The organism is Candidatus Methanarcanum hacksteinii (genome assembly GCF_964305265.1).
In the GTDB taxonomy this organism is placed as follows: Archaea; Thermoplasmatota; Thermoplasmata; order Methanomassiliicoccales; family Methanomethylophilaceae; genus Methanarcanum; species Methanarcanum hacksteinii.
Window position 1 is genome coordinate 256,667 of the sequence record NZ_CAYATA010000003.1, and the last position, 15,847, is coordinate 272,513.

A 15,847-nucleotide genomic window follows, 5' to 3' on the forward strand; every position below is an offset into this window, starting at 1 on the left:
CATGGTCAATCGATCGGATTCAGAAAATCGGCGAATATCCTGCTGCGCATGGTCCCGAATCTTGTGGTCTCGTCCACTGTCAGGATGGAAGCACACCCCATAGGACTGAATGCATCGATCAGTTCCTCCTCTGTATAGTAATGGTATCTTATCCCATTTCCTCTCACGAATGTACCCTCATCTATGGACTCCCCCTTCTCAGAACGCATGTCATTACGGGAGAACACCTTGATCAGTATGTGTCCTCCGCCTTTGACAACTCTTCTCAATTCGGAAACGGCATCCTTGAGCTCCTTGTCATCCAGATGCTCTAAGACATGGAAGGCCAATGCACCATCGAATGAATCATCGGAACATGGAAGCGAATCCACCCTAGAACAGATGAATTCGACATCTCCTTTGATGTCAGAGCACATATCTATCGCACTCTTGGAGAAATCCACCCCAGTGACCTTCAATCCCATCTCGGTCAATGCTATCGCCGTCTTCCCGTTCCCACAACCTAGTTCAAGAACATGTGAACCTTCAGGGAACGGAAGATCATCTACCTTCGATACCCCTCTCCACGGACGATTATTGTTGCGATAGAATGATTCCCAAGCGGACATCTGATCCATGATGTACGATCGATTACCAAGTACATAGCGATACCGCAACGATGTTTTTATTATGATGCATCTGTTTATACTGAACATGGATGAACAGGAAGAGGTCATCGCAAGACTCAGAAAGATCCCCTCTGTAAGCGAGAAATGCTGCCTGGGGATGTATCTCCTCGGAATAAGGAACATCGAGGATCTCAAAGGGAAGGATCCTGACGAGATGTACAGCGCATTGACCGTGAGGAAGGACTTCTACGCAGAACCGTGTATGCAGAAGATGCTCAAGATCGCTGTCGGAATGGTCAACAAAGGCGCTGTCAAGGACGATTGAATCTCTCATGCATGGATATGAGCCAATCGTAGAACAGTTTCAGAGCTAATTCCGTCAGAACTATGTAGGTGTCCATGGGACCTTTCATCATCCTTCCAGCTCTCATTATAATCTCGATGTCCGATATCGCCAATCTGGTCGTTCTATCTGATACAGAATTCTCATGCACCGCCAGATTCCTTATCAACAGCACATCATCCCATCTGCCCAGATCATTCTCTGTTATCACACCCGCTTCGCATGATGATAGCATTATGTTCCTAAGATAGAGTCGATTTGCCTTCTTGAGGGTTGATTCCTTGATTCCAGAGGAAGGATACATCTTGAGACAATCCTTCGTCCCCTTCTCTATCGCCGACACTATATCCACGAACATATCCCTTGTGACAGTCACGATCCTGTCATGGATCTCCGATATGCTCGATTCATCCAATTTAGAAAGAATATCAGGATTCCATCTCTTGTCGTAGACAGATATTATCTCCTCGGTGATCTTGATCCTGTTGTACATATACCAAAAACATGTGCCTCTGGGATCGCCCTCGGTCCTCGATACATTGGAATTCATATACTCCGCATCATCCCTGCATGATGACATCAAGTCGATGAGTTCGTCGTGTATCGTCATAGGCTGTCAATCATGTCACGACGATATAATCATATGTGCATTCCATCGACCATTCCTTACATCATGTTCGATCGGGATGACCTACTCCCTCCGATATATCATACGTAATCTTTATTATACGCCTATAAATAGGGCAATCAGGAGGCCTGAATATGTATTGGGACTCGAAAATGGAATGTATGCCGAAGAAAGAAATGGAAAAAATGCAGTATGAGAGTGTGAAGAAACTTGTTTCCCACTTGTACGAATTTAACCAGTTCTATCACAACAGGATGAAGGAGGCGAATGTACGTCCCGAAGATATCCAATGTCTGAGCGACGTTTCCAAACTCCCATTCATGTACAAACAGGACCTGAGGGACAACTACCCCACAGGATTGTTCACCGTCCCACAGAAGGACGTCATAAGATATCACGTCTCATCAGGCACCACTGGTAAACCTACGCTCGTAGGTTACACAAACGGTGACCTTGATTATTGGAGCGAGGCACTCGCAAGATCCCTTACATCCGTAGGTATCGGAAAGGATGACACAATGCAGGTATCATACGGATACGGATTGTTCACAGGCGGTCTCGGACTCCACTATGGAGCAGAGAGGGTCGGTGCCACCGTATTGCCGTCAGGAACAGGAAGCACAGAACGTCAGATCGAATTGATGGTCGATCTTGGCGTCACTGTCATCGCATGCACACCCTCATACCTCATCCATATCGGAGAAGTTGCGGAGAAGATGGGCATCGACATAAGAAGGGATACGAAACTCAGAAAAGCCGTCGTCGGTGCAGAACCTTGGACGGAGAGCATGAGAGCACACATCGAGTCATCTATGGGTGTCAAAGCATACGACATCTACGGAACATCGGAGATGGCGGGGCCTATGTTCACCGAATGCGAGGAACGTAAAGGGATCCACATGCAATCGGATATGGTCTATGTGGAGATAATCGATCCCGAGACCGGAGAGGTGCTCGAACCCGGACAAAAGGGCGAGATGGTCGTCACGATGCTTAAAAAAGAAGCATTCCCACTCATCAGATACAGGATCAAGGACCTCACATGCTTACTCAATGATGAATGTCCTTGCGGAAGGACATCCCCGAGGATAGAGAGGATCAAGGGAAGATCCGACGATATGCTCATCATAAGAGGCATCAACGTATTCCCATCACAGGTGGAGCACACACTCATGCAGATCCCTGAGGTCGGGAATCAATACATGATAATCGTCAACAGGAAGGGATCCCTGGATGAGATGATCGTTCAGGTTGAACTCAAGAACGAGGCATTCAGCGATAAGATGACCGATATGATGATGCTCAAATCGAAGATAGAGGCCGAGATGAAGAAATACCTGAACATCGCTGTTAAGGTAGATCTTAAAGAACCTGAAACCCTTCCAAGATTCGAAGGTAAGGCAAAAAGAGTGATCGACAACAGGGTGTTATGAATGAATGATATGATAACTCAACTCTCAATATTCGTGAACAACGAACCTGGAAGCCTTGCTAATATGGCAAAGGTGTTGAAGGAATGCAATGTCAATCTGAAAGCGTTCAACATATCCGAGTCATCAGGATTCGGCGTATTCAGGGCTATCGTGGATAACCCTGATGAAGCATATGACAGGTTGATGTCGAAGAATCTGATCATAAAGAAGACGGAACTCGTCGCAGTCTCCGTAGCGGATGTGCCTGGCGGACTCTTCTCCGCAGCGAATGTGTTGGGAGAATCAGATATCAACATCGAATACGGATATGCACATGAAGGCTCTGACGAACCCATCATATTCCTCAGGGTCGACGATCCCGAATCCGCGATCAAGGCATTCAAAGATGCCAAGATGAAAGTCATAACGGAAAAGGACCTGTGAGTGCATGGGCAATCTCAATGTCGTTGTCGCAGGAAGCAATAACTTCGCATCCGAGGTAGGGAAGAAGGGTACCGTTACAGATATGACCTTCTTCGAATTGAAGAAAGGGAATGATTCCGTCACTCTCATCGAACCTACGAAATACCCTGAGAAACTCTCATCGTTGTTCTACTCGGTATCCATGGCAGAGTACGCCATATTGGTCGTCGAGAAGATAGACAGTTTCCTTGGAGAAACGATTGTGATGATCGATTCGCTTGGAATCGATAAAGGATGGATGGTCCTCAGGAACTATATCCAACCCGAACAATTGAAACCGCTTCTCGCAGGGACATCCCTTGAGAACTACGAACCACTCGAGGACGATCCGATTAAGACGAGGGAGATGCTCATAGACCTTGCCTGCAACACCAAGAAGGAAGCAGGCAATGGAACATGTGGCTCATGTCCGATAGACAGTCACTTCAATGTCAAAGGTGTCGGTACCGTCGTTCTCGGTTCCGTCATAGACGGATACTTCAAGGTTCACGACAAGATGCAGATCTATCCGATCAAGAAAGAGGTCATCCTGAAATCCATACAGAAGCATGACATCGATGCGGCAGATGGTATCAAAGGCGACCACGTAGGACTTGCATTGAGAGGTATTGAATCCGACGAATTGGACAGAGGATATGTCGCAACCACTGACCCGTCCATCAAAATGACGCGTAAGGTCACAGCTAAGGCCACATTGGTCAAATTCTGGCCGAATCCGATCAAAGACGGAATGGTCATCCACATAGGACATTGGATGCAGATGGTGCCCTGCCGTGTGACGTCATCCAAGGACGACGGTGATTTCAGATCACCTATGCTTGAGATGGAATTCGACTCGGATATCATACACAAGCCTGGCGACAAAGCCATGATGATGTATCTCGAAGGCGGAAAGCTCAGAGTGGTAGGTTCATTCATCCTCGAATGAACATCTTGTGGGGTGGATCCCCACAAACCTTCTCAACATGAAGAACAGATTCAGAAAAACTGTCATTTTCCTAGCATCGATGATACTGATGTCGATGTCGGCCTCCCTTTCTACAAAAGCGTCGCTCGGCGTATCCCCAATCTCATCCGTACCATACACATTGAGTCTGATACCAGGGACGATGAGTTTCGGGATGTGGACATTCACCTTCAATTTCCTCTTATTCCTCGGCGGAATAGCTGTGATGAGACACAACTACAAACCGTTCTACGCATTGAGCGTCATCTTCGTGATGGTCTTCAGCTACATGTGCGACGTATTCCTGATAGTATTCGAAAGCATATGTCCGACAGATTATCTCGCCAAATGGGTCATCGAGATCATATCTGTCATATTATTGGCATTAGGCATAGCGCTGAGCATCGCATCCTCGGTCTCCATGCTACCAGGTGACTTCTTCGTAAGATTCCTCGCCTGTGTGAAGGATTGGAACTTTGGACACACCAAGATCGGATTCGATGTTGCATGCATCATGACATCCATACTCATATCCGCGTCATTCCTCCCGGAGATATCCGGGATAAAGGAAGGGACGATACTGTTTATCATCGCTGTCGGTCCGATGATCAATCTGTTCATCAGGATCATGCACAGGACAGGATTCATGGGGTGGATCGGCTACGAACCGATAGAGATCAAGATAGTTCCTAAAGGCGAGTAAGCCCCTCTACAATCGATTACTATATATCGGAGTCCACATTATACCAAATATCCGTGTTATATCTTAGCACGGTAGAGTGATCCAATGACATACTGGAATGAGAAGATCGAGACGATGCCCAAAGAGGACCTCAAAGCAATGCAACTTGAACTCCTTAAAGAACTTGTGAAGAACACATACAGGGATTCGAAGTTCTATCGCGAGAGGATGGATGCTGCAGGCGTTAAACCTGAGGACATAAAAACACTTGATGACATCAGAAAGCTCCCATTCATGAAGAAGACGGATCTCAGGGACAATTACCCTGACAAACTCTTCGTAAGACCATATGATGACCTAGTGAGGATACATGTTTCATCCGGAACGACAGGTAAGCCTACGGTCGTTGGATACACAAGGAACGATCTCGATAATTGGGCTGAATCCCTCGATAGGGGGATGGTCTCATTCGGTATGTCAAAATCGGATATGCTCCAGAACGCCCATGGATATGGATTGTTCACGGGAGGCATCGGAGTCCATGATGCTGCGACAAGACTCGGGGCGACCGTGCTTCCGATAAGTACAGGTAACACCAACCGTCAGATAGATCTGATGTGCGATCTCCCTGTGACGGCGATCGCAGGAACACCATCATACCTCTTCCACATCGCAGACACATGCGATGAGAGAGGTATCGATATCAGGAAGGACACCAAACTCAGATTGGCGATCGCAGGCGGAGAACCATGGTCCGAATCCATGAGGAAGAAACTTCAGGACAGGACAGGCATCCGTGTCCACAACTGTTACGGTGCATCCGAATTCTATGGTCCAATGTTCCTTGAATGCAAGGAACAATGTGGAGTCCATGTATGGGCGGATCTTGCTTTGATCGAGATACTCGATGACAATGACAACCCTGTCCCTGATGGACAGAAGGGAAATGTGGTCGTCACCATGCTGAAGAAGGAAGCATTCCCCCTCATAAGATATAGGATCGGGGACATCACCAGCATAACATGGGAAAGGTGCAAATGCGGAAGGACACACCCCAGACTCGACAGGATCACCGGAAGATCCGACGATATGCTCGTTGTCAAGGGAATCAACGTGTTCCCATCGCAGATAGAGGCTGTTATCGGAGAGATGCCTTTCCTCAGCCCATTCTACATGATAACGTTGGATAACAAGAACTACTCCGATCATATGCTGGTGGAGGTGGAATTGAATGAGAACTCGCTCACAGATGACACCACTGAACTGGCGAAGATGGCGAAGAAACTCGACAGCAGACTCAAGGAAGTGTTGAACATAAAAGCTGAGGTAAGACTCGCATTGCCGAAGACACTCCAAAGATTCGAAGGAAAATCGAAACACGTCATCGATAACAGATCGTATGAGTGACGCCCTCCTAGGGCATCACCCCATCTTCTTCAACCTTTTCAATTCAGGTTTACAGGCAGGCACATCGTGGTCTGCACCGTATTGATAATACTCCAGTGCCTTCTCCAAATTGCCTTCCTTCTCGAATATACCGGCCAATAGGAATGAATATTCGAAACGGCCCATCTTGATAGCTTCGAGATAACATTCCTTCGCTTTCTGTGATTCCCCATTCTCTTGATGGATGTAACCATATGAGCCGTAGCATTCAGCCTTGTCGTTCTTATCCGCTTTTGCGTTGATGAATGCCTTGTCGATCCATTGTTTCCCTTTGGAAAGATCCTTGTCTACGCCTTTCCCAAGGAGATATCTGTTCCCAGCCTTGATCTGACTGCTTGCTGTTTGCGTATCGTTAGCGGAGATCTCGATCCAATGCGTAGCCTTGGTCTCATCCAACATCGGCTTCTCAGAATAATACATGTAAAGTGTGAATGCCACATCCTTGAACCCTGCTTCATAGGCATCGTTCAATAGTTCTACAGCCTTCTGATATTTCTTCTGCTTATGCAAGAGTATGCCTTTGTAGCCCATAGCCCTGGCATCACCTGCTTCCAAAGCCATGTTCAACCATCTTACGGCGATCTGTTCATTGGCTTTGATATCGTTCGTACCATGCGCGTAATCCAAGAACAGTTGGATCATCGCATCAGCATCACCGGATTCAGCCTTCTCTCTTAGGCCTTTCTCACGTTCGGTCATCTTCTTGAACAAAGACATCCTGATCACATCGGTTCGGATAACAGAACCCAAGGGCTCTGTTCATTTTCTACGATTCTCCTCATCCAGTATGTCCTCTCCTTTCTTGTACTTGTACCTCGCGTAAAGGAAATACACCAAGAGCAAAGCGATTATCACTGGTGCGATACTGATCAGATAGACGTATCCGAACGGTCCTGGGGACACGATCATGATCAGAAGATCTATGACAAATACGAATGTGATTGTACCGAATTGAAGGATACCATAGTATATCCTATCCATCTCTGTACCATTCTTCTCACTGGCCTCGATAAGTGCCTTGTTGATACCTTTCACACTCCTTACGAGGAACAATGTCGGTGAGAATAATGCCAAGAGATTCATGAGCATTAGCAACATGAATCCTATGCTTCTGTCGCATCCGAAGAATGAGACGATCTGTTCCAAGAGGAAATCCATGAACGATGTGAATATTATCTCGATGAAGATGATCGATACGATGGAACCATACACCGTATAGATGTTATTCCTGATCCTATTGCCTATACCTGCACTCTGCAACAATCCGTAAACTCTATCACGCGTATTGAACGCCCAATTACCAACGGAGCAGAGAAGTTTCGGTTTCTTCTCCTCGACGGCATCCACCACTCTGAATGTGTATCTGGAGATCAACGGCAATATGATCATCGAAAGAAGCGATGCACCGATCACGGCAGAGTAGAATCCTGAAGTTATGACGTTCGTCTTCAATGCCTCTCCTGCGATGATGAATGCGAACTCTCCCATTGCCATCAAAGATATGGAACAGGAGAAACAATCGACGTAGTTCTTGTTGCCGACGAAGTAACCGATGAAGACGGTAACGAACTTACCGAGCATGAATATGACCACGATCGCAACGGCCAATCCGAAGTTATCTATGAATTCGCCGAACACGACCTTCATTCCTATCGATATGAAGAATATCGACATGAAAAGCTCCTTCATCGGTTCGACCTTATCGAACAGATTCATCTTGAATTTAGATCTCGACAAAGTAACGCCCATAAGGAATGCTCCGACCGCCATGGAGAGTCCGACCATGTGCGAAAGGTATGCTAAACCGAAACAGAGTCCGACGGATACGATGAGGAGGACTTCCTGTGATGTATTGTCACCGATCCAATCGAGGATACGAGGCATGAATTTGACGCCGATCGCGATGATGACAATCATGAACACTATGATCTTCAGAATGAGCGTGGTCATCTCGGACATGCCCATCGTACCGCCAGCGAAGATAGGCGTTACCATCGACAGGATTATGACCTGACCTATATCCTCCATGATCGTGACAAGGATGAGTGTCTCGGCAGTCTCTTTGGATATGCGTTTCTGCATCTTCAAGACTTCTGCGACGACAGCTGTAGAAGAACCCGAGATTATCGCACCAAGAGCTATGGATGCAGATGGCGTGAGACCGAGGAACGAACCCGAAACATAACCGATCATCATCATTAGAGGCAATTGTATTATGGCTACTATCATCGCAAATTTACCATCATTCTTCAGTTTGTCGATATCCAGTTCCATTCCGATACCGAACATCAACATCACTAAACCGAGATGCGACAGATTATCGATGATCTCTCCATTCAGCGTTATTTTGAATGGACCTTCAAGCACATTCACGATCAGTATACCTGCGAGAAGATAACCGATGATCGGCGGCATCTTCAACTTGTTGAAGATGACCGAACAAATACCCGCGCTAACGAGCATTATGGTCATATTCACGAGGAATTCGAGCTCTTCCATGAAAAACCGAATATGATACCCGTTTATCAAATTACCCAGTGAACTGTATGCAAGTCACAGGAAAAATCGAATTTGAAGAATAAAGCGATACGCACTCCGACCCCCTAGAGGGCCGGAGTATGATCTTGATAATCATGCCTTCGAAGCATTGTCTGGGAACAGCTTGTTCCCGACCAATAATGCTATTGCGGATAACGGAAGAGCGATGACCAAGGGGTCCACGTAGTTCCATAATCCCATGGGTACCATCGGCGTACCGATCACCGCAGCGATCGATACTGATACGAAGAATCCCCATATCGCCCATACGATCGCTCCGATAGCGATACTGAATATCGCAGCGTTCTTGTTAGGTTCACCCTTGGCGTAGAGAGCGTAGACATATGACGGAAGCAACGTAGCGGCCATCAATCCCATGAATATGGATGTCGCTTTCGCAATGATGTTGGAAGGCATCAGGTATGCAAGTACGACGACTACTACCAACATGACTGCTGTGACCATCCTGTTCAGCCTAAGTGATCTGTAATCCTTGTTCTGTTCGAGTTTGCCTCTCTTCCTTGCGATCACCGTTGCGAGATCGTATCCTCCCGATGAACCCATCACGTGCAGCAATGCACTCATCGTACTGATAGATGCACATAACAACGCCAATACGAACAGGGAAACGAATACATCTCCGAATGTAACCTCACTGAAGAGATCGACGATGAATGTGGGCATGATCATATCGACGTTCGCAACATGATCGATAGCAGCTTCACCGTATCTATCGAAGAAGAACATGTTAGAGAATGCACCGATGGTGTATGCACTTCCGACGATGACGAGCATGAATATGCTGCCGATAATCAGTGACCTTGACATCGCCTTGTCATCCTTCGCTGTCATGAATCTTATGACCAATTGTGGCTGGGCAAGGGCTCCGATACCGACACCCATGAGGAATGTCGTGACGACCGTGAGCCAAACCTGTGAACCGAATTCTGGCATGGAACCCCAATCCACCATACCCTGGCTGGCAAGTTCCTGCAGTTTGGTCGATGAGGCGATCGCCATGTTCCATGTGGAATTGATGTCGCCATCTATTCCTCCGAACGTTATAATAGAGAATACGAAGATGACGATCATGCCGACGAACATTATACCTGCCTGTAGTGCATCGTTGTACATCACAGCGATCAATCCGCCGTATACGACGTAGATACCTGTGATGAGTGCGAATATCAACAATACGGTATTCCTATCGATATCTAACATCACGTTGAGGAAGTTCACACCTCCAAGAAGTACAGCTGCACAGTAGATTGGCATACCGACTAGCACGATCACTGCCGTGAACGTCCTTATTGATGGCGATTCGAATCTCTTACCAAGAAAATCCGCGAATGTGAATGCACCTAATTTCGCACCCAATTTTCTTGTAGGTTTACCGAAGACGATGAATGCCACTGCAAGACCTAGGAACAGGTTCAGGAACACCAACCATATCATGGATAATCCATATTTGGCCGACTGTCCGCCGAAACCTACGATCGCGGATGCGCTCAGAAATGTTGCGCCGTACGACAATGCCAATATGACTGGATGTGTGTTCCTATCGCCAAGAAGGAATTCTTCGGAACTTCTGACACGCTTATATGCGAGAAGGCCTAATCCCAAAGTCACGATGATGAACAATGCTGCCATCACCAAGAATATGGTGGAGTCCATCATTCATCACCCCCGTCTCTCTTAAGCCAACCGTATACGCAACAGAATATCACCGTCAGTATGGATCCTGCATATGCGGCCCATATCATCGGGTCTGTGATTCCGAACATTCTCTTTTCTCCTTTGTGCCGTGCTAACATCTATCACGGCATCACCCCATCTTTGATATCATATATAAATTCGATAGGTGCACCTTACTGAAAGATGTGATATTTATGGCAACAGAATATCGTATTTTCGACATCTTCATCGCAGATCAGTCCGCAAATAACGGAAAATGATTTAATATCGAACGGACCATGGGGTTGATGCTAGGCTTGACCGGGATGCTTGGCGTATCCTTGTATACCGAAACCGTCAATACGCGGAGGTGACAGCAAGGGGCGGCGCCGTGGAAACCTCAAGCCCACTGAGTGACGATGAGATTCTGTCTTGCGGGATTAGTGTCCATGTCCAGAGCCGTCGGAGGATGGCCGAGTTCATGCTAATCGGGGAAACCGGGTCAGGTCCTGACGGGAGCAGCCTTACCCTGAACTACTAAAGTTCGCAGGGTAGCGGAGTCGAGAAGCGATGTGTTAAACTTGACGTGGAAATGACGTCCACCTTTGTGGCCTAGCACTTCATTGCTTTCTCGGTTTGCAACCAGTTATTATATCGCTATTAAAATCGAAGAGAACACGTTCCTCATCACCTGATCTCAATCTCAGGATCTGTGATGAATCCACCTTACCCACTATAGCGCCGTCACATTTTACAGCCTTGAATATGTCGATTATGCGCTGTGAATTCTCTGGGGGGCATGAGAATACGAATCCGCATCCCTGATACGAAAGAATCCATTGGATGAAATCAACGCCTTTCGGAGTTGGTATCTTGTCAACATCCACATAGCCTCCCATCGATGATGTCTCCAACAGCATCCCCAGGGTCCCTATACAACCAGGATTGCTCATGTCCTTAGCTGCATGCGTCAATTTCTCAGAGGCCACATCGCACATAGCGGCCATCTGCTCTTGGACGATCCTGTCCTCTTTGTTCGTAGTGGTATCCCATGCATATCTGAGGTCCGGTGGGTAGAAACCGTCCGTATCCATTACGAATACGATATCGTCCCCATCCTTCGCAGTGCTACTGAGTATGACCTGATCCTTCGGAACAGAACCGATTATCGAGATATCGATGGCGTGATACATACAATCAGGATGCGTATGCCCCCCGACGATAGGAACATTGAATTTCTTCACAGCACGTTCCATGCCTTTCAGCATCTGCGAGCATATCCTGTCATCTTTGACGGATATCACATCGACCATCGCCAACGCTTTACCGCCCATCGCAGCGATGTCATTGACATTCACCAACACTGCGAAATAACCTGCATAGAACGGATTGGTCTTCAAAAGAGATTCCATTATACCGTCCGCAGCGAACAGGATAAGGTCATCTCCGAACTCGATGGCAGCAGCATCCTCTCCCTCTGATGCGAATACACTGGCGAATGTATGCGTGGGAAGGAATCTAACTACGTCTTGAATCGTTTTCTTCCTTGTGATGCCAGGGAACTCTCTTATTGCCTTGATTATGCCATCTAGTTCCATACACTATCCTAAATCACTCATACTACTAAAATGACACCCTTATATCCTTCAATCTGGGTAGAATAAAAATACTATCGATAGATTACGAAGAAGCGGTATTCATGGAACCTCAGTTGCTCGCTTTGATAATCCTAGCGATTTTGTATGTGCCCACTTTCATATTTGTGAAGAGGAGCAAATGGTGTAAAGAGCATGGGTTGGTCACATCGAGTGTACTGATAATGCTGAAGACAAGATGGGGAATAGACCTCATGACGCGTCTCGGAAAGCATAAGCGCTTTTGGAGAGTCTGTGGTGTTGTTTCATGGATCGTCACAGCGATCCTAATGATCGGTATGGTCTCAATATTGGTCATAGATATGCTCATAATCCCGAAGATGAGCAGTACCGCTGGATTAGGCGTCACCTATGTCCTTGCCATCCCTGGTATCAATCCCGTTCTACCGATTGTGTATGGTTGGATCGGATTGATCATTGCCATGGTCGTACATGAGGTCGCACACGGAATACAGACGAAAGCGAATGATATGGATGTCGAGAATACGGGCATCATTCACTGTATCGTTCCTCTGGGAGCTTTTGTTGAACCGAACAACGATCAGGTCCAAAAATGTAGCAGAAGAGCTAGGATGGACCTATATGCTGCTGGAATAACAACGAACTTCTTCGTCGCCATGATCACATTCATACTCGTATTCTGCGGAATGACATCGGGCATCAGCAGCGATTACGGAGACAATCCCGCCGTGTTCGGTATTGCCGATTCATCGCCTGCATTCGACTCAGGGATACCGAATACATCGATCATACTCTCGATAACAGATGATACAGGCACCTATGAGACCAACTCCCTTTCTGATTTCTTCGATAACATAACACATTGCGGGACATATTCCGTAACATACAATTATAAAGGGACGATAGAAACGAAAAATGTCGTCTTAGGTACTTTCATCTACAAAGTGATGGCAGGGTCGCCAGCCGATAATAAGCATATCTTCAGCGGTTCCATGTTGTACAGCATTACTAAGATCATTGGCAGTGATCGTAACCCCTCAGAGGATGAGGAAGAGGTCATTATTGGATCTCACCTTGACTTCAGTAAATTTATGAGCAGTACACAACCGAACGATAATGTGCGTATCAAATGGTTTGAGTATAAAGACGGGGAACTTGACACTACCGCACAAGTGACTACGGTCACACTCGGTGACAAGAATGATGTAGGATACCTTGGTATCACGACAAATACAGCAGGATTCGGATTCACAACGCCAAACAACACGATAGCTAAGGGAATCAATCCATTCAATGGACGCGATACCGTCGACCAGAAACTCTACGGACTCCTTTCATTCGTAGGGAATGCATTCGGCGGATACTCACCTGTCCCAGAAGCCACGCACTGGTGGTATGACAGCAACATACTCCCTGACGATGTGTTCTGGGTTGTGATGAGCCTCATATTCTGGATATTCTGGTTGAACCTTGTACTCGGAATCACTAACGCACTTCCTGCAGTACCGTTCGATGGAGGTTTCCTCTTCATGGGCGGACTCAGCTTCATACTCGAGAAATTCGGAATGAAGGACGATGAGAAAAGAGAATCGCTCGTGGAAAGGATAGGTACAGCGGTCACCTATGTCACATTGGCCATGGTGGTGCTCGTGATCCTCGTCATGGTGATCTGATGATATCGGGGGCATCCCCGATTATCCTCTTCGCCCATTGAAGTTTCTTCAATTTGATATCAGGGTCGCTTCCATCCTTTGGGTACGGCGCATCATAATCGAAACCGTAGAGTCTTATCTTCGAACATCCGAAATGCCTTGCGATACAAACAGCCCTGTCTCCGTCAGTGAATCCGCCGAAATTACAAAGGATGTTATCAGGCTTCGATTGTGTTGTAATCAATACCTTCCCACGGAATTCTTTTGCATACCTCATAATGAGATCCTCATTGTCACCGTGGGCGTGCATGATTGTCACAGCCCCTTTATCCGATGCCTTGATCTGGTTGTCGATATCTCCATCCAAATCTGTAACGACGATGTCGGGCATCAGTCCCATTGCCATCACACGAGATGTCGCCGAACCAGCAGATATCAACGTACCTTGTGGAGATGAATCTCTGATATCAGTCTCCAATCTTGCTGCAGAACCGAATATTGATACCTCTTCTCCGATCATCGACGACAATTCGTCAGACGTTATCATATCGGCATTGACCATCAACACCTTCAACAATCTAGCTGATGCCTCATCTGATGACCTGTCATAACCCATATCCGATATGATGGATTCATAGATTGGAGACCACTCCTCAAATCTCATCTGCAATTTCCTCGACTGAAGAATTCTTCCTGATGACAGTGAATACGCTCGACGCGATTATCGAAACAACACCGATCAGGAATTCCACAAGGACCACGAAGACATCCACGGTACCATACCCCATATAATTCTTGAGGAAATCGACCACCCCTTGTACGATGAAACTGAATCCCATGATCGTCACGATGGTCGTGATAAGACCATATGGGAGCTCTTTTGTCTCCACATAATCATTGATGGTCTGTCCCATGTAATTCAGGAACATAGAGAATGCGAATGGCCAAAGGAAACTCGATAGGAATTCCATCGTTACGAACAATATCCCATTGTTCAACACATCCTTTATCGAGAACAAGGCGATGACTACCGCCGTCAGGAACAGCACAGCGGACAATATCTTGAATGTCAGCGTTATGCTGGGTGATTTCAATTCACCCCTTATCAGATCGATATATCCATAGGTGATATCGACGGCATCATACGCATATATCAGCGTAAGGCCGCCTATCAGGAATACGACCATCGGCGCAGTCATCGAGAAGAGATATGACACCGAATTGGTAGCTACGAATGCAGAGATATCCGCCAGTATGTATACCAAAGCGATGAAACAGAATAGTATCCCTATTGGTGCAAGGAATCTCTTCTTCTTCTGCGGGTCCCTCAGTGTCTTGGATATGATGTAGATGAAACCTTCGACACCAGGTGCCTGTTTCACATACACCTTCCTCACTGAATCGATAGGTACGCGCGAAGAAATGATAGGGTAAATGTACTCATCCTCTGCACCGTCTCCGACGAGTATCGCATGTTCTGGTTTTACAATATCGATTACCGTCTCAAGCTCAGAGATCAACATGGAGTCCGATCTGTGTCCGACCTTCTTATCCCCACATATCAGTGCGATCTCAACATCGTCATTGTCCTTTATGAGATCATTATAGATGTTCATAGCGGCAAAGAGTGCATTGACATCGGAGTCCTCAGGATCCTCGACACCTAGGCTCATAGCTGCAACTTTGGCAGCCTCTATACCTATTACGGGTGTCTCAACACCTCCTTTCTCTCCGAAATCATCATCCCTGTCAACGACAAGGATCAACGTCTTTGTCACAACACCATATTCGTCCTGCGATGATATAAAACATCGTCTTC

The 15,847-nt window shown here is 46.7% G+C and carries 16 protein-coding genes and 1 other RNA gene; 8 read left to right on the forward strand and 9 right to left on the reverse strand.

Annotation, left to right across the window (positions count from 1 at the left end):
• Positions 1-5: 5 nt before the first annotated feature.
• Complete coding sequence (locus ACI2NF_RS06085; protein WP_400146538.1) at positions 6-617, reverse strand: class I SAM-dependent methyltransferase; 612 nt, start codon at positions 615-617, stop codon at positions 6-8.
• 76 nt (positions 618-693) lie between these two features.
• Here ACI2NF_RS06085 and ACI2NF_RS06090 point away from each other — a divergent pair, with 76 nt between their 5' ends.
• Positions 694-933, forward strand: a complete 240-nt coding sequence (locus ACI2NF_RS06090) for a helix-hairpin-helix domain-containing protein (RefSeq protein ID WP_177972159.1) — start codon at positions 694-696, stop codon at positions 931-933.
• Here the strand turns inward: ACI2NF_RS06090 and ACI2NF_RS06095 are convergent.
• Positions 920-1,561, reverse strand: a complete 642-nt coding sequence (locus ACI2NF_RS06095; RefSeq protein ID WP_400146542.1) for a hypothetical protein — start codon at positions 1,559-1,561, stop codon at positions 920-922. The two genes, ACI2NF_RS06090 and ACI2NF_RS06095, sit on opposite strands and share 14 nt — an antisense overlap.
• A gap of 179 nt (positions 1,562-1,740) precedes the next feature.
• Here ACI2NF_RS06095 and ACI2NF_RS06100 point away from each other — a divergent pair, with 179 nt between their 5' ends.
• The 5 genes from ACI2NF_RS06100 to ACI2NF_RS06120 all read left to right on the forward strand — a co-directional run bounded on the left by ACI2NF_RS06100 (position 1,741) and on the right by ACI2NF_RS06120 (position 6,509).
• A complete protein-coding gene (locus ACI2NF_RS06100; RefSeq protein ID WP_400151844.1) occupies positions 1,741-3,012 on the forward strand; it encodes a phenylacetate--CoA ligase family protein in 1,272 nt (423 codons plus the stop codon).
• Positions 3,013-3,435: an amino acid-binding protein gene (locus tag ACI2NF_RS06105; protein ID WP_400146546.1), complete on the forward strand. Its 423-nt coding sequence runs from the start codon at positions 3,013-3,015 to the stop codon at positions 3,433-3,435. It begins immediately after the preceding gene.
• Positions 3,436-3,439: 4 nt separating this feature from the next.
• On the forward strand, positions 3,440-4,402 hold the full coding sequence (locus ACI2NF_RS06110; protein WP_400146547.1) for an EF-Tu/IF-2/RF-3 family GTPase: 963 nt from the start codon (positions 3,440-3,442) through the stop codon (positions 4,400-4,402).
• Between the two features lie 94 nt (positions 4,403-4,496).
• Entirely contained in the window at positions 4,497-5,123 is a 627-nt protein-coding gene (locus tag ACI2NF_RS06115; RefSeq protein ID WP_400146574.1) for a YitT family protein, read from the forward strand.
• Between the two features lie 84 nt (positions 5,124-5,207).
• Positions 5,208-6,509 carry a phenylacetate--CoA ligase family protein gene (locus ACI2NF_RS06120; RefSeq protein ID WP_177972165.1) on the forward strand — a complete coding sequence of 434 codons (1,302 nt, stop codon included), beginning with the start codon at positions 5,208-5,210 and terminating at the stop codon, positions 6,507-6,509.
• 15 nt (positions 6,510-6,524) lie between these two features.
• On the opposite strand, the gene ACI2NF_RS06125 is transcribed toward ACI2NF_RS06120, so the two are convergent.
• From ACI2NF_RS06125 to ACI2NF_RS06140, 4 genes are all read right to left on the reverse strand, one after another.
• Positions 6,525-7,265 carry a tetratricopeptide repeat protein gene (locus ACI2NF_RS06125; protein WP_400148948.1) on the reverse strand — a complete coding sequence of 247 codons (741 nt, stop codon included), beginning with the start codon at positions 7,263-7,265 and terminating at the stop codon, positions 6,525-6,527.
• A 42-nt stretch (positions 7,266-7,307) separates the two neighbouring features.
• Positions 7,308-9,047, reverse strand: a complete 1,740-nt coding sequence (locus ACI2NF_RS06130; RefSeq protein ID WP_400146551.1) for a cation:proton antiporter — start codon at positions 9,045-9,047, stop codon at positions 7,308-7,310.
• A 132-nt stretch (positions 9,048-9,179) separates the two neighbouring features.
• The gene (locus ACI2NF_RS06135) at positions 9,180-10,763 is read right to left on the reverse strand and encodes a sodium:solute symporter (protein ID WP_400152904.1); all 1,584 of its coding nucleotides are present in this window, start codon (positions 10,761-10,763) and stop codon (positions 9,180-9,182) included.
• Positions 10,760-10,870: a symporter small accessory protein gene (locus ACI2NF_RS06140; protein WP_400146555.1), complete on the reverse strand. Its 111-nt coding sequence runs from the start codon at positions 10,868-10,870 to the stop codon at positions 10,760-10,762. Before ACI2NF_RS06140 ends, ACI2NF_RS06135 begins: the two co-directional genes overlap by 4 nt.
• A 199-nt stretch (positions 10,871-11,069) precedes the next feature.
• Between ACI2NF_RS06140 and ffs the strand changes: the two genes are divergently transcribed.
• Positions 11,070-11,378: signal recognition particle sRNA (ffs, locus tag ACI2NF_RS06145), an RNA gene on the forward strand.
• A gap of 2 nt (positions 11,379-11,380) precedes the next feature.
• Here ffs and ACI2NF_RS06150 read toward each other — a convergent pair.
• Positions 11,381-12,358: a methanogenesis marker 2 protein gene (locus ACI2NF_RS06150; RefSeq protein ID WP_400152905.1), complete on the reverse strand. Its 978-nt coding sequence runs from the start codon at positions 12,356-12,358 to the stop codon at positions 11,381-11,383.
• A 101-nt stretch (positions 12,359-12,459) separates the two neighbouring features.
• On the opposite strand from ACI2NF_RS06150, the gene ACI2NF_RS06155 reads away from it, so the two are divergent.
• Entirely contained in the window at positions 12,460-14,049 is a 1,590-nt protein-coding gene (locus ACI2NF_RS06155) for a site-2 protease family protein (RefSeq protein ID WP_400151930.1), read from the forward strand.
• Here the strand turns inward: ACI2NF_RS06155 and ACI2NF_RS06160 are convergent.
• Both ACI2NF_RS06160 and ACI2NF_RS06165 read right to left on the reverse strand, forming a co-directional pair.
• Positions 14,036-14,692 (reverse strand): 6-hydroxymethylpterin diphosphokinase MptE-like protein, encoded by a 657-nt coding sequence (locus tag ACI2NF_RS06160; RefSeq protein ID WP_400211226.1) that lies wholly within the window; start codon positions 14,690-14,692, stop codon positions 14,036-14,038. The genes ACI2NF_RS06155 and ACI2NF_RS06160 overlap by 14 nt on opposite strands.
• Positions 14,682-15,806: a DUF373 family protein gene (locus ACI2NF_RS06165; protein ID WP_177970976.1), complete on the reverse strand. Its 1,125-nt coding sequence runs from the start codon at positions 15,804-15,806 to the stop codon at positions 14,682-14,684. Before ACI2NF_RS06165 ends, ACI2NF_RS06160 begins: the two co-directional genes overlap by 11 nt.
• Positions 15,807-15,847: the final 41 nt, after the last annotated feature.

Bases quoted from the DNA above. Each gene is read 5' to 3' on its own strand.
- ACI2NF_RS06140 (WP_400146555.1), bottom strand. From the start codon at position 10,870: ATGTTCGGAATCACAGACCCGATGATATGGGCCGCATATGCAGGATCC.
- ACI2NF_RS06120 (WP_177972165.1), top strand. From the start codon at position 5,208: ATGACATACTGGAATGAGAAGATCGAGACGATGCCCAAAGAGGACCTC.
- ACI2NF_RS06150 (WP_400152905.1), bottom strand. From the start codon at position 12,358: ATGGAACTAGATGGCATAATCAAGGCAATAAGAGAGTTCCCTGGCATC.
- ACI2NF_RS06135 (WP_400152904.1), bottom strand. From the start codon at position 10,763: ATGATGGACTCCACCATATTCTTGGTGATGGCAGCATTGTTCATCATC.
- ACI2NF_RS06095 (WP_400146542.1), bottom strand. From the start codon at position 1,561: ATGACGATACACGACGAACTCATCGACTTGATGTCATCATGCAGGGAT.
- ACI2NF_RS06125 (WP_400148948.1), bottom strand. From the start codon at position 7,265: ATGTCTTTGTTCAAGAAGATGACCGAACGTGAGAAAGGCCTAAGAGAG.
- ACI2NF_RS06155 (WP_400151930.1), top strand. From the start codon at position 12,460: ATGGAACCTCAGTTGCTCGCTTTGATAATCCTAGCGATTTTGTATGTG.
- ACI2NF_RS06085 (WP_400146538.1), bottom strand. From the start codon at position 617: ATGGATCAGATGTCCGCTTGGGAATCATTCTATCGCAACAATAATCGT.
- ACI2NF_RS06115 (WP_400146574.1), top strand. From the start codon at position 4,497: ATGTCGGCCTCCCTTTCTACAAAAGCGTCGCTCGGCGTATCCCCAATC.
- ACI2NF_RS06130 (WP_400146551.1), bottom strand. From the start codon at position 9,047: ATGGAAGAGCTCGAATTCCTCGTGAATATGACCATAATGCTCGTTAGC.
- ACI2NF_RS06160 (WP_400211226.1), bottom strand. From the start codon at position 14,692: ATGAGATTTGAGGAGTGGTCTCCAATCTATGAATCCATCATATCGGAT.
- ACI2NF_RS06090 (WP_177972159.1), top strand. From the start codon at position 694: ATGGATGAACAGGAAGAGGTCATCGCAAGACTCAGAAAGATCCCCTCT.
- ACI2NF_RS06110 (WP_400146547.1), top strand. From the start codon at position 3,440: ATGGGCAATCTCAATGTCGTTGTCGCAGGAAGCAATAACTTCGCATCC.
- ACI2NF_RS06105 (WP_400146546.1), top strand. From the start codon at position 3,013: ATGAATGATATGATAACTCAACTCTCAATATTCGTGAACAACGAACCT.
- ACI2NF_RS06100 (WP_400151844.1), top strand. From the start codon at position 1,741: ATGCCGAAGAAAGAAATGGAAAAAATGCAGTATGAGAGTGTGAAGAAA.